The organism is Prevotella sp. AM23-5, assembly GCF_003473645.1.
GTDB lineage: Bacteria > Bacteroidota > Bacteroidia > Bacteroidales > Bacteroidaceae > Prevotella > Prevotella copri_A.
This window is the reverse complement of record NZ_QUCG01000070.1, coordinates 1631-16754: the sequence shown is the minus strand read 5'-3', so window position 1 is coordinate 16754 and position 15124 is coordinate 1631. Positions and strand designations below refer to the sequence as shown.

Genomic DNA, 15124 nt, shown 5'->3' with positions numbered 1-15124 from the left:
ATTGGATGATAGTTGCGGATTTTAGGGTAAACGGCATTCCGTCCTTTCCATTGCGAACCACAGCAGCCTTGCTAACGGTTCCGCACACACTTACGTTACATTTAATCATAGCTCAAATACTTTTTTATTCGTTTTCAATCGACCAAGATGTGGAACTTCCAAGTATCTTACTTTCTTTGCATTGTCTGACTTTGACCTTCTTGCTGTTCCAGGACTTGCTCATAGTTTTGCGATGCCTGTTGCGTCAGCACGATAGTATTCACCATTCCAGCGATGCGCATTTTCTTGGCATCATTGCTCAGGTTGGTATCACCCAACACTTGCGACAATCTACAGAACTCCGCATTGGTCAGCTCTCTCGTCACTTTGGTAGTGCCATTGTCCGCTTGCAACACAGCCTTTCCATTATCGCCAACACTCAACACGCACTCCTTCATAGTCGGCATCAACGGTTTCAAGTCCACCTGCCTTTTGCTTACAGCTTCTGAGATTTGCGCTTTTTGCTCTTCCTCGCTTTTACTGTCTATTTGCACAGCGAGGGCAAGCAGACTGCTATACATGGTAGTCACCAATCCCATTATCGGGTCTGCACTTGACAATCCTGTGCTTGCGTCCTCGGATGAAAGCAGTTTCTTCATCCAATCGTCAGGTGACAGACTCGTGTCCACTGCCGAACTATTTCCCTTGTATTTTGCCAACAGGTCATTGCCGTTATACAATGCTTGTTGCTTCAGATTACCTTTCTGTGCTATCTCTGCCAAGTATGATGCAGGATCCACATCCCTTGTCTTGCCGTCTGCCGATATGTTTTTCACTCCGAAATGCAAGTGTTCGCCAGTAGTGCGTGTGCCGGTATTTCCCGACACACCTAACTTTTGCCCAGCTTTCACCTCGTCACCCACCTTCACGGCAATACTGTCCAAGTGCATATATGTGGTCTGCACCTTGCTTCCGTCCGATCTTGCGTATTCCACTGTCACAGACTTGCCACCGCCAGTATTGGCATTGTGGTTCACAGCTACCACCTTGCCACCATTCTCGGTTGCCAACACATCATCATGCTTGGCTCTGATGTCAATGCCCTTGTGCATCTGCTGTTTGCTTTTGTCCATAGGGTCTTGACGCATACCGAATGGAGAAGTGACAAACAAGAACTCGTCCCTTTTCACAGGGAATGAGTATTTGTCGTTGGTTGTTTGAGATGCTGTTTGCTTCTTTTCGTCATTATTGGATGTCGATACCGAAGACAATACCGTTGCTGAAGTCCTTGCATTCTGTTCTACGCCGAACTTCTTGCCCTCAGCCCTCATTTCTTGCATTACTTGTTGGTCATACTTCTGTAATCCATTGATCTCGATAATCTTTTGCAAACTGGCTGCATATCCTCCATTGGTGGCATAACCGCCTCGCTCAATACCTTTTGTCCATCCCTTGTAGTCGTCGGGAGAGAGTTTGAAACATTGGCTGTAGCGGCTGCTGTTCTTCAATATCTTGGAATGGTGTTCGTATGAGTCACCCACCGTGGCATACTTGCAGAACTTCTCATTCGGTTTGTCATCGGTATAGACAAGATAATCGCCACCGTTCTTCAACCAACTTTTCGAAGCCTTCACGCCAAAGTGGTTGTTGCCCAACTGCGACAGTTCACTCTGTCCATTACGGCTTTCTAAGATGCCTTGCGCCAAGGTGACGGAAGCAGGGATGCCATATCGCTTCATTTGTTCCATCGCCTCGACAGCATATCTTTCTGCATATTGCTGATTCTTGCTCATGTCTTTATCCTCATTATTATCGTTTCATACCGCCAGAACGCTGCTGTTCCTCAGTATTTTGCTCCTCTTGCTTCTGCTTGGGTGCCTCCAACTGGTCACAGATAGCTACTCGTTCTCCTGCTCGGATAAGTTTGGGTAGATAGGTGTCCAAGGCATGATGTGGAAAGCCAGCCATGTAGGGACCAGTTTGGGTGTTTCTCTTTGTCAATGTAATCCCCAACACTTCCGATCCTCGCTTGGCATCCTGTTCATACATCTCATAAAAATCACCTACACGAAACAGCAGCAAAGCATCTGGATGCTTAGCTTTCAACTCCTTCCATTGCTTCATGATGGGAGAGTCCTTGGTCTCTTCCTTCTGCTTACCTTTTATTTCTTCCTTCTTTTCCACAGTAGCGTTATTATCTCTTTGAACAGTCGCATCCTTCTCTTCCCTAATATCTGTCTTTTCCTCAGAGGAAGCTTGCTTGTTCTCTTCCTCATGATATTCTCGATGCTCTTCCTCATGCTTATCGGTGGAGACTTGCGTTTCTTGCTTCACCTCGGTTTCCTCAACTTGCTTCTCAGATGCAGTCTGCTCCTGTGTCTGTCCTTTCTGCAGGATGTCAGCAAACAGGGTAGCAGCAAGATGCTTTTTGTACTCGTTCTTGTCTTCGGCAATCCACATTCGTTGCCATTGGCTTGGCGATACCACACGAGGCTGCAACTTGTCTGCGCCATCAATGGTGACTGCACACAGAGTGACATCGTTCTTTGCCTTGAACACGTTCACTTTCTGTATGCGGTTCATGTCCACCTCGTTGTGCTGACCACTGCCAAACAAGTCCACCTTCAGGTCAGGCTTTGTCTCTGCCATCGCATAGTATTTCTGTGCCAGTTCCACTCTCAGGCTGTCCATCGTGTCCTGCGCCTGTTTCAGTGTGGTGAAGAAGCGGTTTAAGTCCGCCTTGTCGGGATAGATGGAAAAAGCCTTCTGTCCTTCGGGCTTGATATACATCGCCCAACGCTTGTTGTCATCCTGCACCATCTGTATGCGGTCGAAGCCCACCTGCTTGCTCTGGCTCACGGCATCACTCACGTCTATCTTGGATATGTCTTCCAGTTGCCAGTTCTTCAGTCTTGCAACGGTGATGTCCTTTCCAGCAAAATAGCCGTCATCAGGATGGTAGCCCAATGCACCATTTGGGTTATAAAACTTGACAGACAGAAAACCTTCCTTCTGCAAGGCATGTTCGATGCGCTGCTTGCTCATGCCCGACACCTCGTTGTTCACTTCCAATGATGCTCCTGCGGGCAACACCACATCGGCACTCTTGTTTTCTTTGTCCCTTACTATCACCACAAATTTCTGTTCGCTGTCAGGATGCTTGGCTATCTCATCAGCTACAAAGTAATGCTTGGGCATCTGCGCTTGCATCTCGGTGGTCTGCTGCTCGTTCTTCAAGGATGAATATTCTATTTTCTCGCCACGCTCTGCCTTGCGAATAACGTCCAAGGCATTGTTCACATCACTCTCTATGGCATCTATCAGACATGGATTTTCTTTCAGTTCACGGTTCCAGTAATCCACCAGTCCCATGTTCTCCTTGGAAATCTTGGCTGGCATTCCCATTTCCATCATCTTGATGCCCGAAGCCAGTTCCACCATCAGTTTCTCTTGCTTCACGGCATCCTCCGATGGCGCAATGCCGTTTTTCATCACCATGCCCTCCCTTGCTAGTCGCTGTTGATGTCCTGTAGCACTCACCACTTGGCGCAGCATTTCCTGCACATAATCGCTATAATGCTCAAAGTTTTCTTGCTTTGGCATATACACAGCATCTTTTTCTGTGTCATAGTGTGCCACTCCGCTTCCGTCTTTGCGCACCGCCATCAGGTTTTCCTTCATCTTCTGGATGAAGTCATTTACTTGGCTACGCAATGCCTTGTCTTCATTCGCACCGACATTCGCCTTCACCACATCTTCATATTTCTCCTTGTCTTTCAGTGGCAGCATGGTCTGGTCGATGTTGAACAGCACTCGTATTTCCCGATTATGTATGCCCTTGTACTGTGTCTGATCGGTTGCCGACAATTCCTGGTAGTCCTTTCTGCTGATGATGTCTTCCGGATTATGTCGGTTCACATACTTGTTCCACGCATACCAGTTGAACGGCACACCTCTCTCATGTGCCATCACAGACTCGTCTCGCTTCTTGGCTTCACTAAATAACGTGTAAAGATTTGTAGAAAATCCGTTCTTGTCGGAGTTCAATCCCATCACGAGGGCATTGAACGGACTCACTGCCGCTCCCTTCGGGTAAAACCGTGGATATTGCTTTCCTTGCTCATTCAGCCAGACACCCTTGTTGTCGGCTGCTTTCGACAGGGCCTCGGTAATCAGTGACACTTGACGCTCTGCCGCATTCTTCTCTTGTGGACTTTTCTCTTTCATTGTATGATTGTTTTACGTTTTATCTTATCTTGAACGTTGGATGACTTCTCGCTGCTCTGCGTTTTCCATCGCCTCGTTTCTCACATTTCTCACTTCTTGCTCGCCATAGTTGCGTTCTGCCATCTGTCTCATCTGGTCACTCTTGGCAAGCACGGCATTGGCAAGGGTGTTGAGTGGTAAGGCTCCTGCTTGATATGCTCCAACCACATGCTCTGGCAGTTGGATGGTGTATGGCACTCGGTCGATGGTTGCCACTAAACAGTTGCCTTGTAGCACAGGGTTGGCTATTCGGGGATTCAACGGTTCGTCTGGATAGGACTTATATTGCACTGCTTGTGCTGTTGTATTACCGTATGATACAGCATTTCCATCATTGCCTTCCTGTTTGTTTGCCAATGCTTCATGTCCTGCCTTGTTCAGCAGATTGGCACCGCCCATACCGATGAGTGTCATCTTCAATAGCGGATTCTTCACGAACATTCCTGCAAGGATGGCGGCTATCGGCATCATATTGTCCTTCAAGCCTAATGATTGCGTCTTGCCAGTGAACAGTCCAACAAGGATGTCGGGCAACATAGCTATCACATAGCCGAGGTTATTGCCTATGTCGCTGAAACCGTCCAGTCCGAAGTTCTTCAACAGTCCTTCCCAACCGTTGCTGTTATCATTTTCAGGTTGTTCTTGCTGTTCTTCTTCTGATTGCGCTTGCTGTTGTTCATCAGTTTCTGTTTGTTGCGCCTCTGCATCTTTCTTTTCCTGGATGATGCGCTCTGCCTCTGCAACCTTGGCTGCGTCGTGCTTGGCTTTCTCTTCCAGATAGGCATCTTCCTTGCCGGGTGCCACTATCAGCGGTACATTCTTGTATTTCGGATCGTTCCGTTTCTCTTGCTCTTTTTGGAAAGGAAACTTAATACTGTTATCTGTCCATGCCATAGGTGTAAATGCTTTTTGTGGGATATGTATCTTGTTATGGAGTTTGCTGTTGAGCGTCTTGACATAGCCATTGTCGGTGGCATTCACTTTCTTGGCTTGTGAGCGAAAACCAGTGAAGACATTGCCGTTCTGTCCGAATACGCCCTTGTTGATGCTCAATTCCATGGCTTGCTCTTTCCGCTGTTCGCCGTTTCCCTTCTTGGAATCGAGGACATAGCCCAATGCCATGTCGCTCCCCACCAAGGTTGCCAATGACTTCCAACTACCGATACCGCCCATAGTCACGGCATCCACTACCGAGGCGGTAGCCCTTCCAGCAAACTTCTCCGTCTTGCTTGGCTTATAGGCTTTCTCGCCACGAGCTTCTATCTCAGCCGTCAATGGTGACTTCATCAGTTCTTCTTGCAGTCCCCAGATGCTGTTTTGTGCTGCCTTTCGCAAGATGTACTCCATCGTTGATTTGGGTGTATTGTCCTTGACGAGTTTCCCAATCATCAGGTCTTCCATCCTTTGTGCAACGTATGCGTATGCCAAATCCTCGCCACAGGCTTTCGACAAAGCGTCGTATTTGCTTCGTCCAATTTCCTTCACCACGGCATTGCGCCACTCGCCAGCAAGAAGAGCCAAATCCTTCACGATGTTTTTGTCCTTCCATATTTTCTGGTTGCACATCGCCAGATAGTCCTCCGTGGTTTTGCTGTTCCATTTGCCTGTTTGCTTTAGAACAAACTCGGTGTTGTCGGCATACGGATTGGCAGAAGCAAGCACTCCTGCCAAACTGCTCTGGTATCTGCCTCTTTCCTCCAGTTGCTTGTGAGTCAAGTCATCTCGCACCTGTTTCATCACAGGTGCCAGCTTGCCGTCAAAATATCCTTGAAGGCAATACTCCAGTTCGGCAAAGCGTGTCGGGTTCTTGATAGTACTCATTATAGCGTTACGTTTAGTTGACCTAATATCTGTTCTCTTGTCTGCTCGATGGCTTGGTGATACACTTCCATCTGCTTTGGAAAGTATTCCTCCAGCCAAGAGTCCTTCTCTATTCTGTCATGGATGAAGAGGATGGCTTGCTGCAGTTCTATCTCCACGGAGCATTCTCCTTCCTCTCGGTTATTGAACCACGCCTTTGTCCACCATCTCACTCCTGCACGGTCGGGATAGACGCTCACCAACCTTGGAATATCAAAGCTCTGCACATCGATGTCCAGTTCAGCAAGCGGGTCGATGATGCCACTCGTCCTTATGGCTTCGTCATGGAGTTTTTTTTTAGAACTTCGCTCAATGTGGACAGATAGATGCCATGCCGCAATGCCAGATAGTTCAAAAAGTCCGCAATCAGCAGGTTCTGCACCTTGCAAGCCAAGGGCATGGCTCTCTGCCCGATGCCTAACGGATTGCTGATGGATGGCATAGCTTCATAGAAATAGTGTTTCGCCGCGGACAAAGTAAAGATGTTCCTTAGCGACTGCTCTGCATGTTGCGGTGTCACATACATACCTTTATACAGGTCTTCCATATACGATGGCATGAAGCGCAGCATCAATTCTTCTATCTCTTTCTGGTCTTTGTCATACTGTGTGGCTATATTCATGTCGTAGGTCTCAAACTCAGGAAAACCAGTCTTACCGGTCTGTTCCATTGCCTTCACATTGCCATATAGCATGGTCAGGAAATCAATCGGATTGATTTCCTTGCCGTCAAACTTCACCTCGAAATGCAATCTGTCACCGCTCAATGCCACGATATGTCCTGCCTTCACGGTTTGTCCGAAGTTCACGAACACGTTGGCAAGGTGGGCGTAGGTCACTTCATATTTGCCGTAGCGTATCACTTGGTAGATGCCGTGTGTCGCATCATTGCCAATGCCCGATACCGTTCCGCTTGCCAAGGCTGACAGCAGATAGTGGTTTGCCTCAAAGTCCAGTCCGTGGTGGAAGAATGGCTCTCCAGTTACAGGATGCTTCTGTTTTCCATATCCAAGTGTCAGTTCCACGTCCTTGCCTCGCTCCTCAAAGGGCATGCAAAAGCCGCTTTTTGATTGCAGCATCATCTCTTCTGTATATCTCATGTTGTTGTCGTTTTATGTTTTTATCGTTTCATGCCGCCACTGCGTGCGGTCGTTTCTGCTTCGTTCACATTTCTTCCTTGACCGCCATCACCACTGACGATGTTCTTGATGTTGGAATTGTTGCCGATGAGCATCATGCCGAGCATGGCTCCTGCTATCTTGCCAAGCCATCCGAAACGTCCGAAAGTGAGGAACGCTGCTGTTACCAGTCCTGCAAGGCTCAGTCCCGACACATTTCCTTTCCCTAAGTTCTTGAAGAAGTTGCCGAACATCTCCAGTCCGTTGCCTCCGAAGATGCCACGGAAGAAGTTGCTCATTCCGCTCCACTTGCTGTTGATGTCGCCCATGGCACCATTCATAGCATCCACAGCTTCTCCAGCCTTGTTCTTCAGTCCTTTCACGTCTTCCACAGCTTCGGATATTTTCTCCGTGGTGTCTTTTCCTACCACCACATCACTGGCTATCTCCACCATGCTCTTGTCGTTGACAAGGTTCTGCCATGCCACATATCCTGCTGCGCTGCCCACAGCGGCTGTTTTCATCGCACTTCCTGCGCCTTTTAGTGCTTGGGTGGGATGCACAGCCGTATTGCTTGCAGATTTCAGTCCTTGCTTGGCGACACTACCTGCACCTTTCAAGGCACTGCCGCCATACTTTGCTATCTTTGCCCATATACTCATAGTCGTATCTTTTTATTGTTATTTGATCTTTCCGTTTCGCTTCCACCTGTTCATACAGTCCTTCACGATGGCTTTCTTGTCAGCCTTGTCGTGGCTACCTTCCTCTATCTCTGCCCAGATGTCCGCCATCGAGGTGTACTTCACCGCCTTGGTCAGCCGTTGCAGCTTTTTGTTCATTACTTTCAGCTTGGGGCGGATGCCGAAAACGATTTCCACTCGTTCTTTCTCGGTCATCTTGTTGCCTAACAAGCATACAAGTCTGATGTCATTTACTATCTCCACGCTGCCCATAATCAACTCCCGATAGATCTTGTTGCGCTTGGCTGACAGTGCCACAGCAAGGGCATTGCTCGGATGTTTATCCAGTTGTTTGGTGAATCCTCCCAAGTTATCCACCAGTCGGTCTATCTCGTGATAGAAGCCATATACCTGTGCAGCATACACCACGATGGAGCGGAACGAGTCCAAGTAGTTGTTGAATTCTCGTTGCAGATTGGTGGTTCCTTCCACTTCCTCTTTCAACCATATATGCCCGGTGGTCTGCATCAGCATCACCTTCTCCTGGTTCTTCAACTCTTTTTCAGCCTTGTCTGTATATGCGTATATCATTCCTGCCAACACAGGGTCGTTCTGGGCTCGCACCTTGCAGACGGAAAGCAACATTATGCCAAAGCAAAATATCCATGTTCTCATACTCAAATGTTTTTATATTATTATGGTGTACTGACTTTGGCAGCTCTCCGCCACCGCCCCAATGCTTGCGTAGCAATCTCACCATTACTTCTGTCTATCATCCCTGCCGTGACATTGTTCCACACATCACTCATTGTATAGTAGCGGATGCTCAGATACAGTTTGTTGAGCTTCTTTTGGAAAGCAGATAGTTTGTCGTTTAATGCCCACAAGGTCTTGGAGCGGTCTGCTCCTGTCAGCATATTCTCTGTGCCACCATTCGCCACGGCATCGTTCAATAGATTGAAAACCGATACCAATTCCGTTGCCGTCTCGATATACAGGTTATTCATACTCATGCTTGCCACAATGCCCTGTGGATTATTGGCAATAGCTGCCTTCAACTTGGTAAGCGTGATGAAAATCTTCACGCCATCATCATACAGATGGGTACCTGCTTTCAGAGAAGAGGCATAGCCGTTCACTGATTTCAAGTAGCTGTTGTACTTCTTCTCCCATTTGTGTATCTGGTTAAACTCAGCAGCCATTGTATTCTGCAACATCGCCGTCTTGGTCTGTCCGTTGATTTGCTTTTCAATCTCACTGTTGATAAGTTCATTGCCTTCTGCCAGTGCCATCCATTCCAAGGGATTGGATGACACCAATTGTGCCTTGACTTCCAATGCCGTTGCTATGCCGATAATTGCTATTAACCATATCTTACCTATTTGTAATTTCATAGATGCTCCTCCTGCATTTGTTGGTTTCTACTCGTTCTCTGATGGTTGTCACCAGTTCTTCCTTCATCGGTACTCCAATAATGTCAAGTCTTGGTGTCGTTCTGTCTCCAGAATATATGCTCACGGTTTTCAATCGGAATAGTTGCTGCATGAATGTCTGACTCTCATTGAAATCCACCACACGATACAGTTCCTGATAATCTACTTCCCGATGAAACACGCCATGCTCAAACACTAATTGTTCGTTACTGATGATGTACCGCATCCTGCATAGATAGACCATTCGATATGCCAAACATAGGGAAAGCAAGAGCGAGAGGACAAACACCAAAGTGGAGAGGACGGCATCATCAATACCTGCATATACAAAACCTACACTTATAAGCACAAGCAAGTGCAGCTCGTTGATGATGAACTGCATCCAATGGGGCTTGATGATGATGTTTCTATACCGATATGTCTGCTGCATAGTTCTCCTTTTTGATAATGACACCGTGCTTTATCTGCGGAAGCCCGATGTCTGTTCCTCTTTTTCCTTCTGTTTGGCTTGCTCTTGTTGCCTCTCAGCCTCTTGCGCCTTGGCGAACTCGAAATAGTCGAAGTCTATCTCTCCTTGGTCTATCAACCGTTGGTCTCGTTTGCCAAGCAAGGCATCGTTCCAGTCTTTGTATTGTCCCAAAGGATGAAAGGCTTGCACCGTAAAGTCTGCAAATCCCATTTCCTTGGCGATTGCTTTGAAGTTCTTCACAAAGCCACGTCCTGCCTCGTCTTTGTCAAAGCCCAAATAATGGTTCGCTTGTCGGGTCTCTTCCAGCATTCCCTTTATTTGCCCCTTTGTCGGTGTACCTCCGGTCGAGATATACACGTTCTTCACTGGATTGATTTGGTACTCTGCCATAGCATCGTAGGCACTCTCGAACCATAGAATATTTGTGGCTTCTTTCAATGGCTTACCTGTCAGGTTGGCTATCCACAATCCTTCACTGCTGTTGCTTCCTTCCGCCTTGCCCTTGTATGCCTTGCCGTCCTCTCGTCTCGGTCTGCCTCGTTCTTCCAATCCAACGATGCTGTCCGGCTTGGACGGCAAGGATAGTGGAAAGGCGAGATTGGCAAAGTTCAATCCATCATTTCGACGCTTGGTCGCCAAGAAGAAATGCTTGTGGAAGGCGAACTGGGTTCCCATGTTGATGCCTCTTTCCTTGAAATAAGGATAGTGTTTCCGTTGAGTGTCCTTTTCCCTTGGGTTGAAACGCAAGATGTCATAGTCTGACAGGTTGAAGGGCTTGGCATCTCGCTTGGGTTCTGCCACTCTGCTTTCACGCACGTCAATGGGATTATTCAACAGTCTGTTGCATACCACATTCACCAGTCTGTCCAATGACATCCCTGGCTTATAGTCGTCAAACAGCGTCGGATGCTCCTTGATGAAACCTATCACGTTGTAGTTCTTCTGCTCTGGTGGCTGAAAACAGCACTTGCCATTGCCAGTGACAATAAACTTGTCACCCCTCACTCGCTGTCCATGACTGTCCACCTTTACATACGACGGATAGCGCAAGCCATCTCGTTTGTTCAACTGATAGCCTGCGTCCACCAGCAGCTCCTGTATGTTCAGACGCTGTAAGAAATCATTATATGTCAGTTCGTTGTTTGCCATAAGCGTATTCCGTTATAGTCCTTTCCCCATGTGCGGATGCAATACCTCTTGGTTCATGGCAGCCTCAAAGTTTCTCGCCGCCACATCCATCGGTGTATCTACTCCTGGTTTGAAGTAGGGACGAGGTGGTGCAGGGACTGCACCATGATGGTGGTCAACTATCACTACAGGTGCGCCATGTGGTCTATGAAGTTCACTGCCGACTTCGGCTGCAACACCCAGTCCTGCTAACAGTGCGGCTCCAATCTTGGTTCCCAAACTGGTACGATCTTTCATATCCACCTCACCGAATATCTTGGAAAAAAGTTTCATGCGATGGTAGTCATCCACTGCCATGAACTTGTCATACTGCTTCTGCGTTATCTCGTGGCTTACTCGCTCACCGTTGATGATGGCTGTCATGCGGAACTTGCCTTCTTGCTCCGCTGGCTCCACTTGTATCTCGCCAACAGTTACTTCTCTGCCATGCTTGCCTTCACGGAACCACCCCTTGCTCTCGTCCAAGTCCTGCCCATCCACAATACCTACTTTATTGTTCATAGGTTCTTGCTGCACTTGCAGTGGCTCAACGGTAGATTGCAACTGCATCTTGCCGTCCAACTCCTGCTGCACCTCTGGACGCAAACCGATATGGATGCGCTCCTTGCTGTTGAGCATGTCCATCGTTATCTTGTCTGCGAAATCACCCTTGATGACATTATTCAATATATCCAGTCGTTTGGCTACAGATACTTGCTTGACAGAATTGTTGGTCAATGCCTTCAATTCATCGTCGGTCAAGTCATACACCATATCACTTTTAGTGCTTTCTGATTGGATGGTGAGTGTCTTTGCCTTCTCATCGATGATGATACCGTGTGAAGACAGGCATTCCTGCCATTGATCGTTGGAGAAATATACAGGTGAGCTTATCAGTTCCTTGTAGGGTTTGGCTGGCTCTTGACTTCTTGGACGTGTTTCTACAGGTGTCATCACGGCTTGCAGGTTTTGTAATACATCTGCTTGTGGTACTACTTGTTGCTGTCCTTTATAGTAAAAGCCATAACCTCCAGAGGTTAACTCACCAGGTTTCAGCCTTCTGTCTGGTTTTTCCGCTACCATTGGTGCTCCTGCATAGAACATCTGTCCTCCGACTCTGCGTAGATGATAGCCGTCCTGCATTCTCGGTGTCCAACCTAAAAACTCTGGACTCCATCCTAACCGTCCGTATTCTCCAGTACCAATCCTATATCCATGCAGTCCCATAGCCACTCTTCCATTGGCATTTCTTGCATGGACAAGGTTTCTCGGCATATAGAAGTCTTTGCTGATGATGCTGGTAAAGACATTGTACGCCTTCTTGTTGGCAGAGTTGGTTCCCCAATCGGTCAATGCCAACATCTGTTTCTCGGTGAGGTTATAGGTCAGCAGTGGGGAGTCATGTCCCTGTACCACTAACTGATAACCATCACCGTTGGCTATGATATGGGCTTGCATACCATTGCGCATCAAGATGTCACGCATCTCTGGCTGCAAGTCCATCTGTCTTGGATTCAAGTTATTTCTTATCGCCATAGCATGATTTTATTAAGCGTTCTCTGTTTCCATTCCTTGCTCCAACAGCTCATCCTTGTACTTCACAAACTGTTCCGCACTCTCGTTGCCGATGCACAGGGCGTGTTCCTTGCAGTATTCCTCATACTCGTTCTGCCATTCCTCACTGAAATGGTTCACATAATCAAGCCAACCGTATTCACCGCTCTGCATCTTCTCCACGAGAATGTCTTCTGTATAATAAGGTCCTTTTCTCATTTCTTCCCTAAATTTGAAGTTTTACTTTACTTTCTTGCGACAGCCGATACATGTCTTCCGGCAGCTTTCTTCTGCTCATTCCACAATTCTTCGGTATATTCCTCCTCTGGAACATAGTCAAGATTGCCGTCATCATCCATTACCCAACAACCATAGATGCCGAAAGTGTATTTGTCCCACTCTCGCTTGCCTTCCTTGCGCCACTGCTCACCATCGCCGTTGGCGAAGCGGATGCCAGTATCGCTCTTTAGGTCGATGCCTACGGTCACAGGTTCGTCTTCTACGGCAAATGTCAGTGCCTCGCCATTTTGGATGCTCTTTAGTTCCGTTCCTCCAAGACTGAGTTCGTCAGATAGTACCTGTAGGTTTCTGCCAATCACTGGTGTCGGCACAGCCATCACTTGGTTGGTCTCACCGTCAATCTGTACGAATGCCTTGATAGAATTGCCATCGGGCATATTCACATCTGTCACCACAGCCTTGCCCTGCTTCAACAGTTCCTGCTGCTCCTTGGTGAATTTGTCCAATGGGGCATACTTCAAAACAGGATAGAACATCACATCCACATTTCCGTCTGCCATTCTTACCAAGGCAAATCGGGTTCTGCTCTTGATACTGTAGCCCTCGTTTACTTCCATGCTCACAGGCAACACTGGCGATGGACGACCATTGCTGATGTCATCCAAGACATGCATCGGAAGGTCTTCTATCATCTCATGGGTAAGACCGAACTTTGCAAGTGTCTGATACGGCACTTCGCTTTCTTCAAATGAGTTTCTTTTCATATTCTGATTATATTTTGAATGATACTTTGCATATAGCCATGCAAAGATAGCCCAAGAGTAATGAATACAAGAAATCCTACGTTCTTCTGCTCAATCTTTTCCGTTTTATTATGATTATATCATCATTTCATACTCTAAATCATACTTTAATCTTATTTTATGTTATACTTTTATAGCATCGACAATCACTCTTGATTTCTTTCCCTAACTTTGCACCATGAGAAAGAAAATAGTGGTATTATGGGTAATAGGTTGTCTGGCGGTATCGAGTGCAAAGGCGCAGTTCAACACCGTCAGCAATAACGTATGCCGTTACAAAGTCAGGAAAGTGGAGGAGAAGTTTCTACTTCCTGCCAATCAACCTGTAGATTCTATACAAGCAAATCTACTTCAACAGGAAACAGACTCTGTGGATAGCAAACAAAAACAGTGGATAAGCGGCTATCCAAGCATCACTTATCCACTGAAATCAATCAAAGTCACCAGTCCTTACGGCTATCGTCGTGACCCTATCACAGGAAAACAATCATGGCACAATGGTTTGGATCTTCGTGCGAAGAACGAACCTGCCTATGCCATGATGGAGGGTATTGTTGAAAAGATAGGGTATGACAGTCGTTCTGGCAATTATGTTACGTTGAAACATGGCAACTATCATGTTAGTTATTGCCATTTGTCTTCCGTTATAGTTGGCAAAGGTGAGCGTGTTTTCTCTGGTACCATTGTTGGCGTTACTGGTAATACTGGTCGCAGTACTGGCTGTCATCTCCACCTTACATGCAAAAAGGATGGCGAGAGTTTCAATCCTACCATCCTTTTGAATCTTATTGAAAAGTCTTTTGCGTTGTCAGCTTTATCAATGAGTAAATGAGAGAGTCGTTTACCTAACTCTTACACCTTTACCATTCAGAACTTCACCTCTAATATCATCAGTTTTACATAAATACAAGTCGTAGCCAATGGCTGTAATATCGCAATATCTTGGAGGAGTAATGACTTTTCCACTTGGTGACATCAACCCATACCAACCAATGTCTGCTTCATATTTTTTGCAATTTGCAGTCTTTTGATAAGGTGTTGGTTCTGCTTCTGCCGTTTCACCTGTTAAATTACCCTCATCATCATAGTTCTTTGCCGTAGTATATCGTATTTCATCGGTATCATACAATAATCTGTCAACATTACTAATCAAGAAATCATCAATCAATTCACCTTGCAAATTATATTTGCGAAGAGTGTGGTCTTTCATTGTTGCAGTAATGCTATTACCAGAGATCCAGAGGTCTGCTTCCATAAAAGGCAATATTTGTTTCAGATTTTCTGTAAGAACACTCTGCATACCTCCTTTGTTTACGACAAAGAAAGAATCCTTGGGCAAAATAGCATCATATTCAGCTTTCAACATCCAATTTCCTTTTTTGTCTATCAAACCAAATTTGTCACGTTTGTTGTTATGTATTACGCAATGCCCATTGTGAAATACATACCCTTCTGCACCAGTGATGTATGGAATATTCAAGTCAATAACGACATTTCCTTTGGAGTCGATGAATTTTATCATTCCGTTGTCATCTACTGAAGCCAAGCCATCAGAA

General features: G+C 46.6%; 15 protein-coding genes. 1 reads left to right on the top strand and 14 read right to left on the bottom strand.

The features are described from left to right. Positions 1-167: 167 nt before the first annotated feature. The 13 genes from DW657_RS14075 to DW657_RS14015 are packed head-to-tail and all read right to left on the bottom strand — an operon-like array spanning position 168 to position 13529. Positions 168-1772, bottom strand: coding sequence for a glucosaminidase domain-containing protein (locus tag DW657_RS14075; RefSeq protein WP_118313106.1), 1605 nt, complete (start codon positions 1770-1772; stop codon positions 168-170). 16 nt (positions 1773-1788) lie between these two features. Then, the gene (locus DW657_RS14070) at positions 1789-4206 is read right to left on the bottom strand and encodes an ArdC-like ssDNA-binding domain-containing protein (RefSeq protein WP_118313105.1); all 2418 of its coding nucleotides are present in this window, start codon (positions 4204-4206) and stop codon (positions 1789-1791) included. Between the two features lie 24 nt (positions 4207-4230). Then, entirely contained in the window at positions 4231-6066 is a 1836-nt protein-coding gene (locus DW657_RS14065) for a hypothetical protein (protein ID WP_118313104.1), read from the bottom strand. Next, positions 6066-6365: a hypothetical protein gene (locus DW657_RS14060; RefSeq protein ID WP_074027658.1), complete on the bottom strand. Its 300-nt coding sequence runs from the start codon at positions 6363-6365 to the stop codon at positions 6066-6068. The genes DW657_RS14065 and DW657_RS14060 overlap by 1 nt, the downstream gene beginning before the upstream one ends. A gap of 11 nt (positions 6366-6376) precedes the next feature. Next, entirely contained in the window at positions 6377-7204 is an 828-nt protein-coding gene (locus tag DW657_RS14055; protein WP_118313103.1) for a M23 family metallopeptidase, read from the bottom strand. A 20-nt stretch (positions 7205-7224) separates the two neighbouring features. Next, a complete protein-coding gene (locus DW657_RS14050) occupies positions 7225-7884 on the bottom strand; it encodes a hypothetical protein (RefSeq protein WP_118313102.1) in 660 nt (219 codons plus the stop codon). 18 nt (positions 7885-7902) lie between these two features. Continuing rightward, positions 7903-8577 (bottom strand): hypothetical protein, encoded by a 675-nt coding sequence (locus DW657_RS14045; protein ID WP_118313101.1) that lies wholly within the window; start codon positions 8575-8577, stop codon positions 7903-7905. Positions 8578-8597: 20 nt separating this feature from the next. Beyond that, positions 8598-9296, bottom strand: coding sequence for a hypothetical protein (locus tag DW657_RS14040; RefSeq protein WP_118313100.1), 699 nt, complete (start codon positions 9294-9296; stop codon positions 8598-8600). Beyond that, positions 9277-9765 carry a PH domain-containing protein gene (locus DW657_RS14035; RefSeq protein ID WP_118313099.1) on the bottom strand — a complete coding sequence of 163 codons (489 nt, stop codon included), beginning with the start codon at positions 9763-9765 and terminating at the stop codon, positions 9277-9279. The genes DW657_RS14040 and DW657_RS14035 overlap by 20 nt, the downstream gene beginning before the upstream one ends. A 30-nt stretch (positions 9766-9795) precedes the next feature. Further along, the gene (locus DW657_RS14030; RefSeq protein WP_118063731.1) at positions 9796-10953 is read right to left on the bottom strand and encodes a toprim domain-containing protein; all 1158 of its coding nucleotides are present in this window, start codon (positions 10951-10953) and stop codon (positions 9796-9798) included. A 12-nt stretch (positions 10954-10965) separates the two neighbouring features. Next, complete coding sequence (locus DW657_RS14025; RefSeq protein WP_118313098.1) at positions 10966-12507, bottom strand: hypothetical protein; 1542 nt, start codon at positions 12505-12507, stop codon at positions 10966-10968. 12 nt (positions 12508-12519) lie between these two features. Next, a complete protein-coding gene (locus DW657_RS14020; RefSeq protein WP_058321220.1) occupies positions 12520-12744 on the bottom strand; it encodes a hypothetical protein in 225 nt (74 codons plus the stop codon). 26 nt (positions 12745-12770) lie between these two features. Beyond that, on the bottom strand, positions 12771-13529 hold the full coding sequence (locus DW657_RS14015; protein ID WP_118313097.1) for a DUF4099 domain-containing protein: 759 nt from the start codon (positions 13527-13529) through the stop codon (positions 12771-12773). A gap of 217 nt (positions 13530-13746) precedes the next feature. Here DW657_RS14015 and DW657_RS14010 point away from each other — a divergent pair, with 217 nt between their 5' ends. Beyond that, positions 13747-14400, top strand: a complete 654-nt coding sequence (locus DW657_RS14010; RefSeq protein ID WP_233547081.1) for a M23 family metallopeptidase — start codon at positions 13747-13749, stop codon at positions 14398-14400. A gap of 9 nt (positions 14401-14409) precedes the next feature. On the opposite strand, the gene DW657_RS18440 is transcribed toward DW657_RS14010, so the two are convergent. Continuing rightward, positions 14410-15124: WG repeat-containing protein (locus DW657_RS18440; protein WP_233547075.1), on the bottom strand; the 715-nt coding region annotated here is incomplete at its 5' end.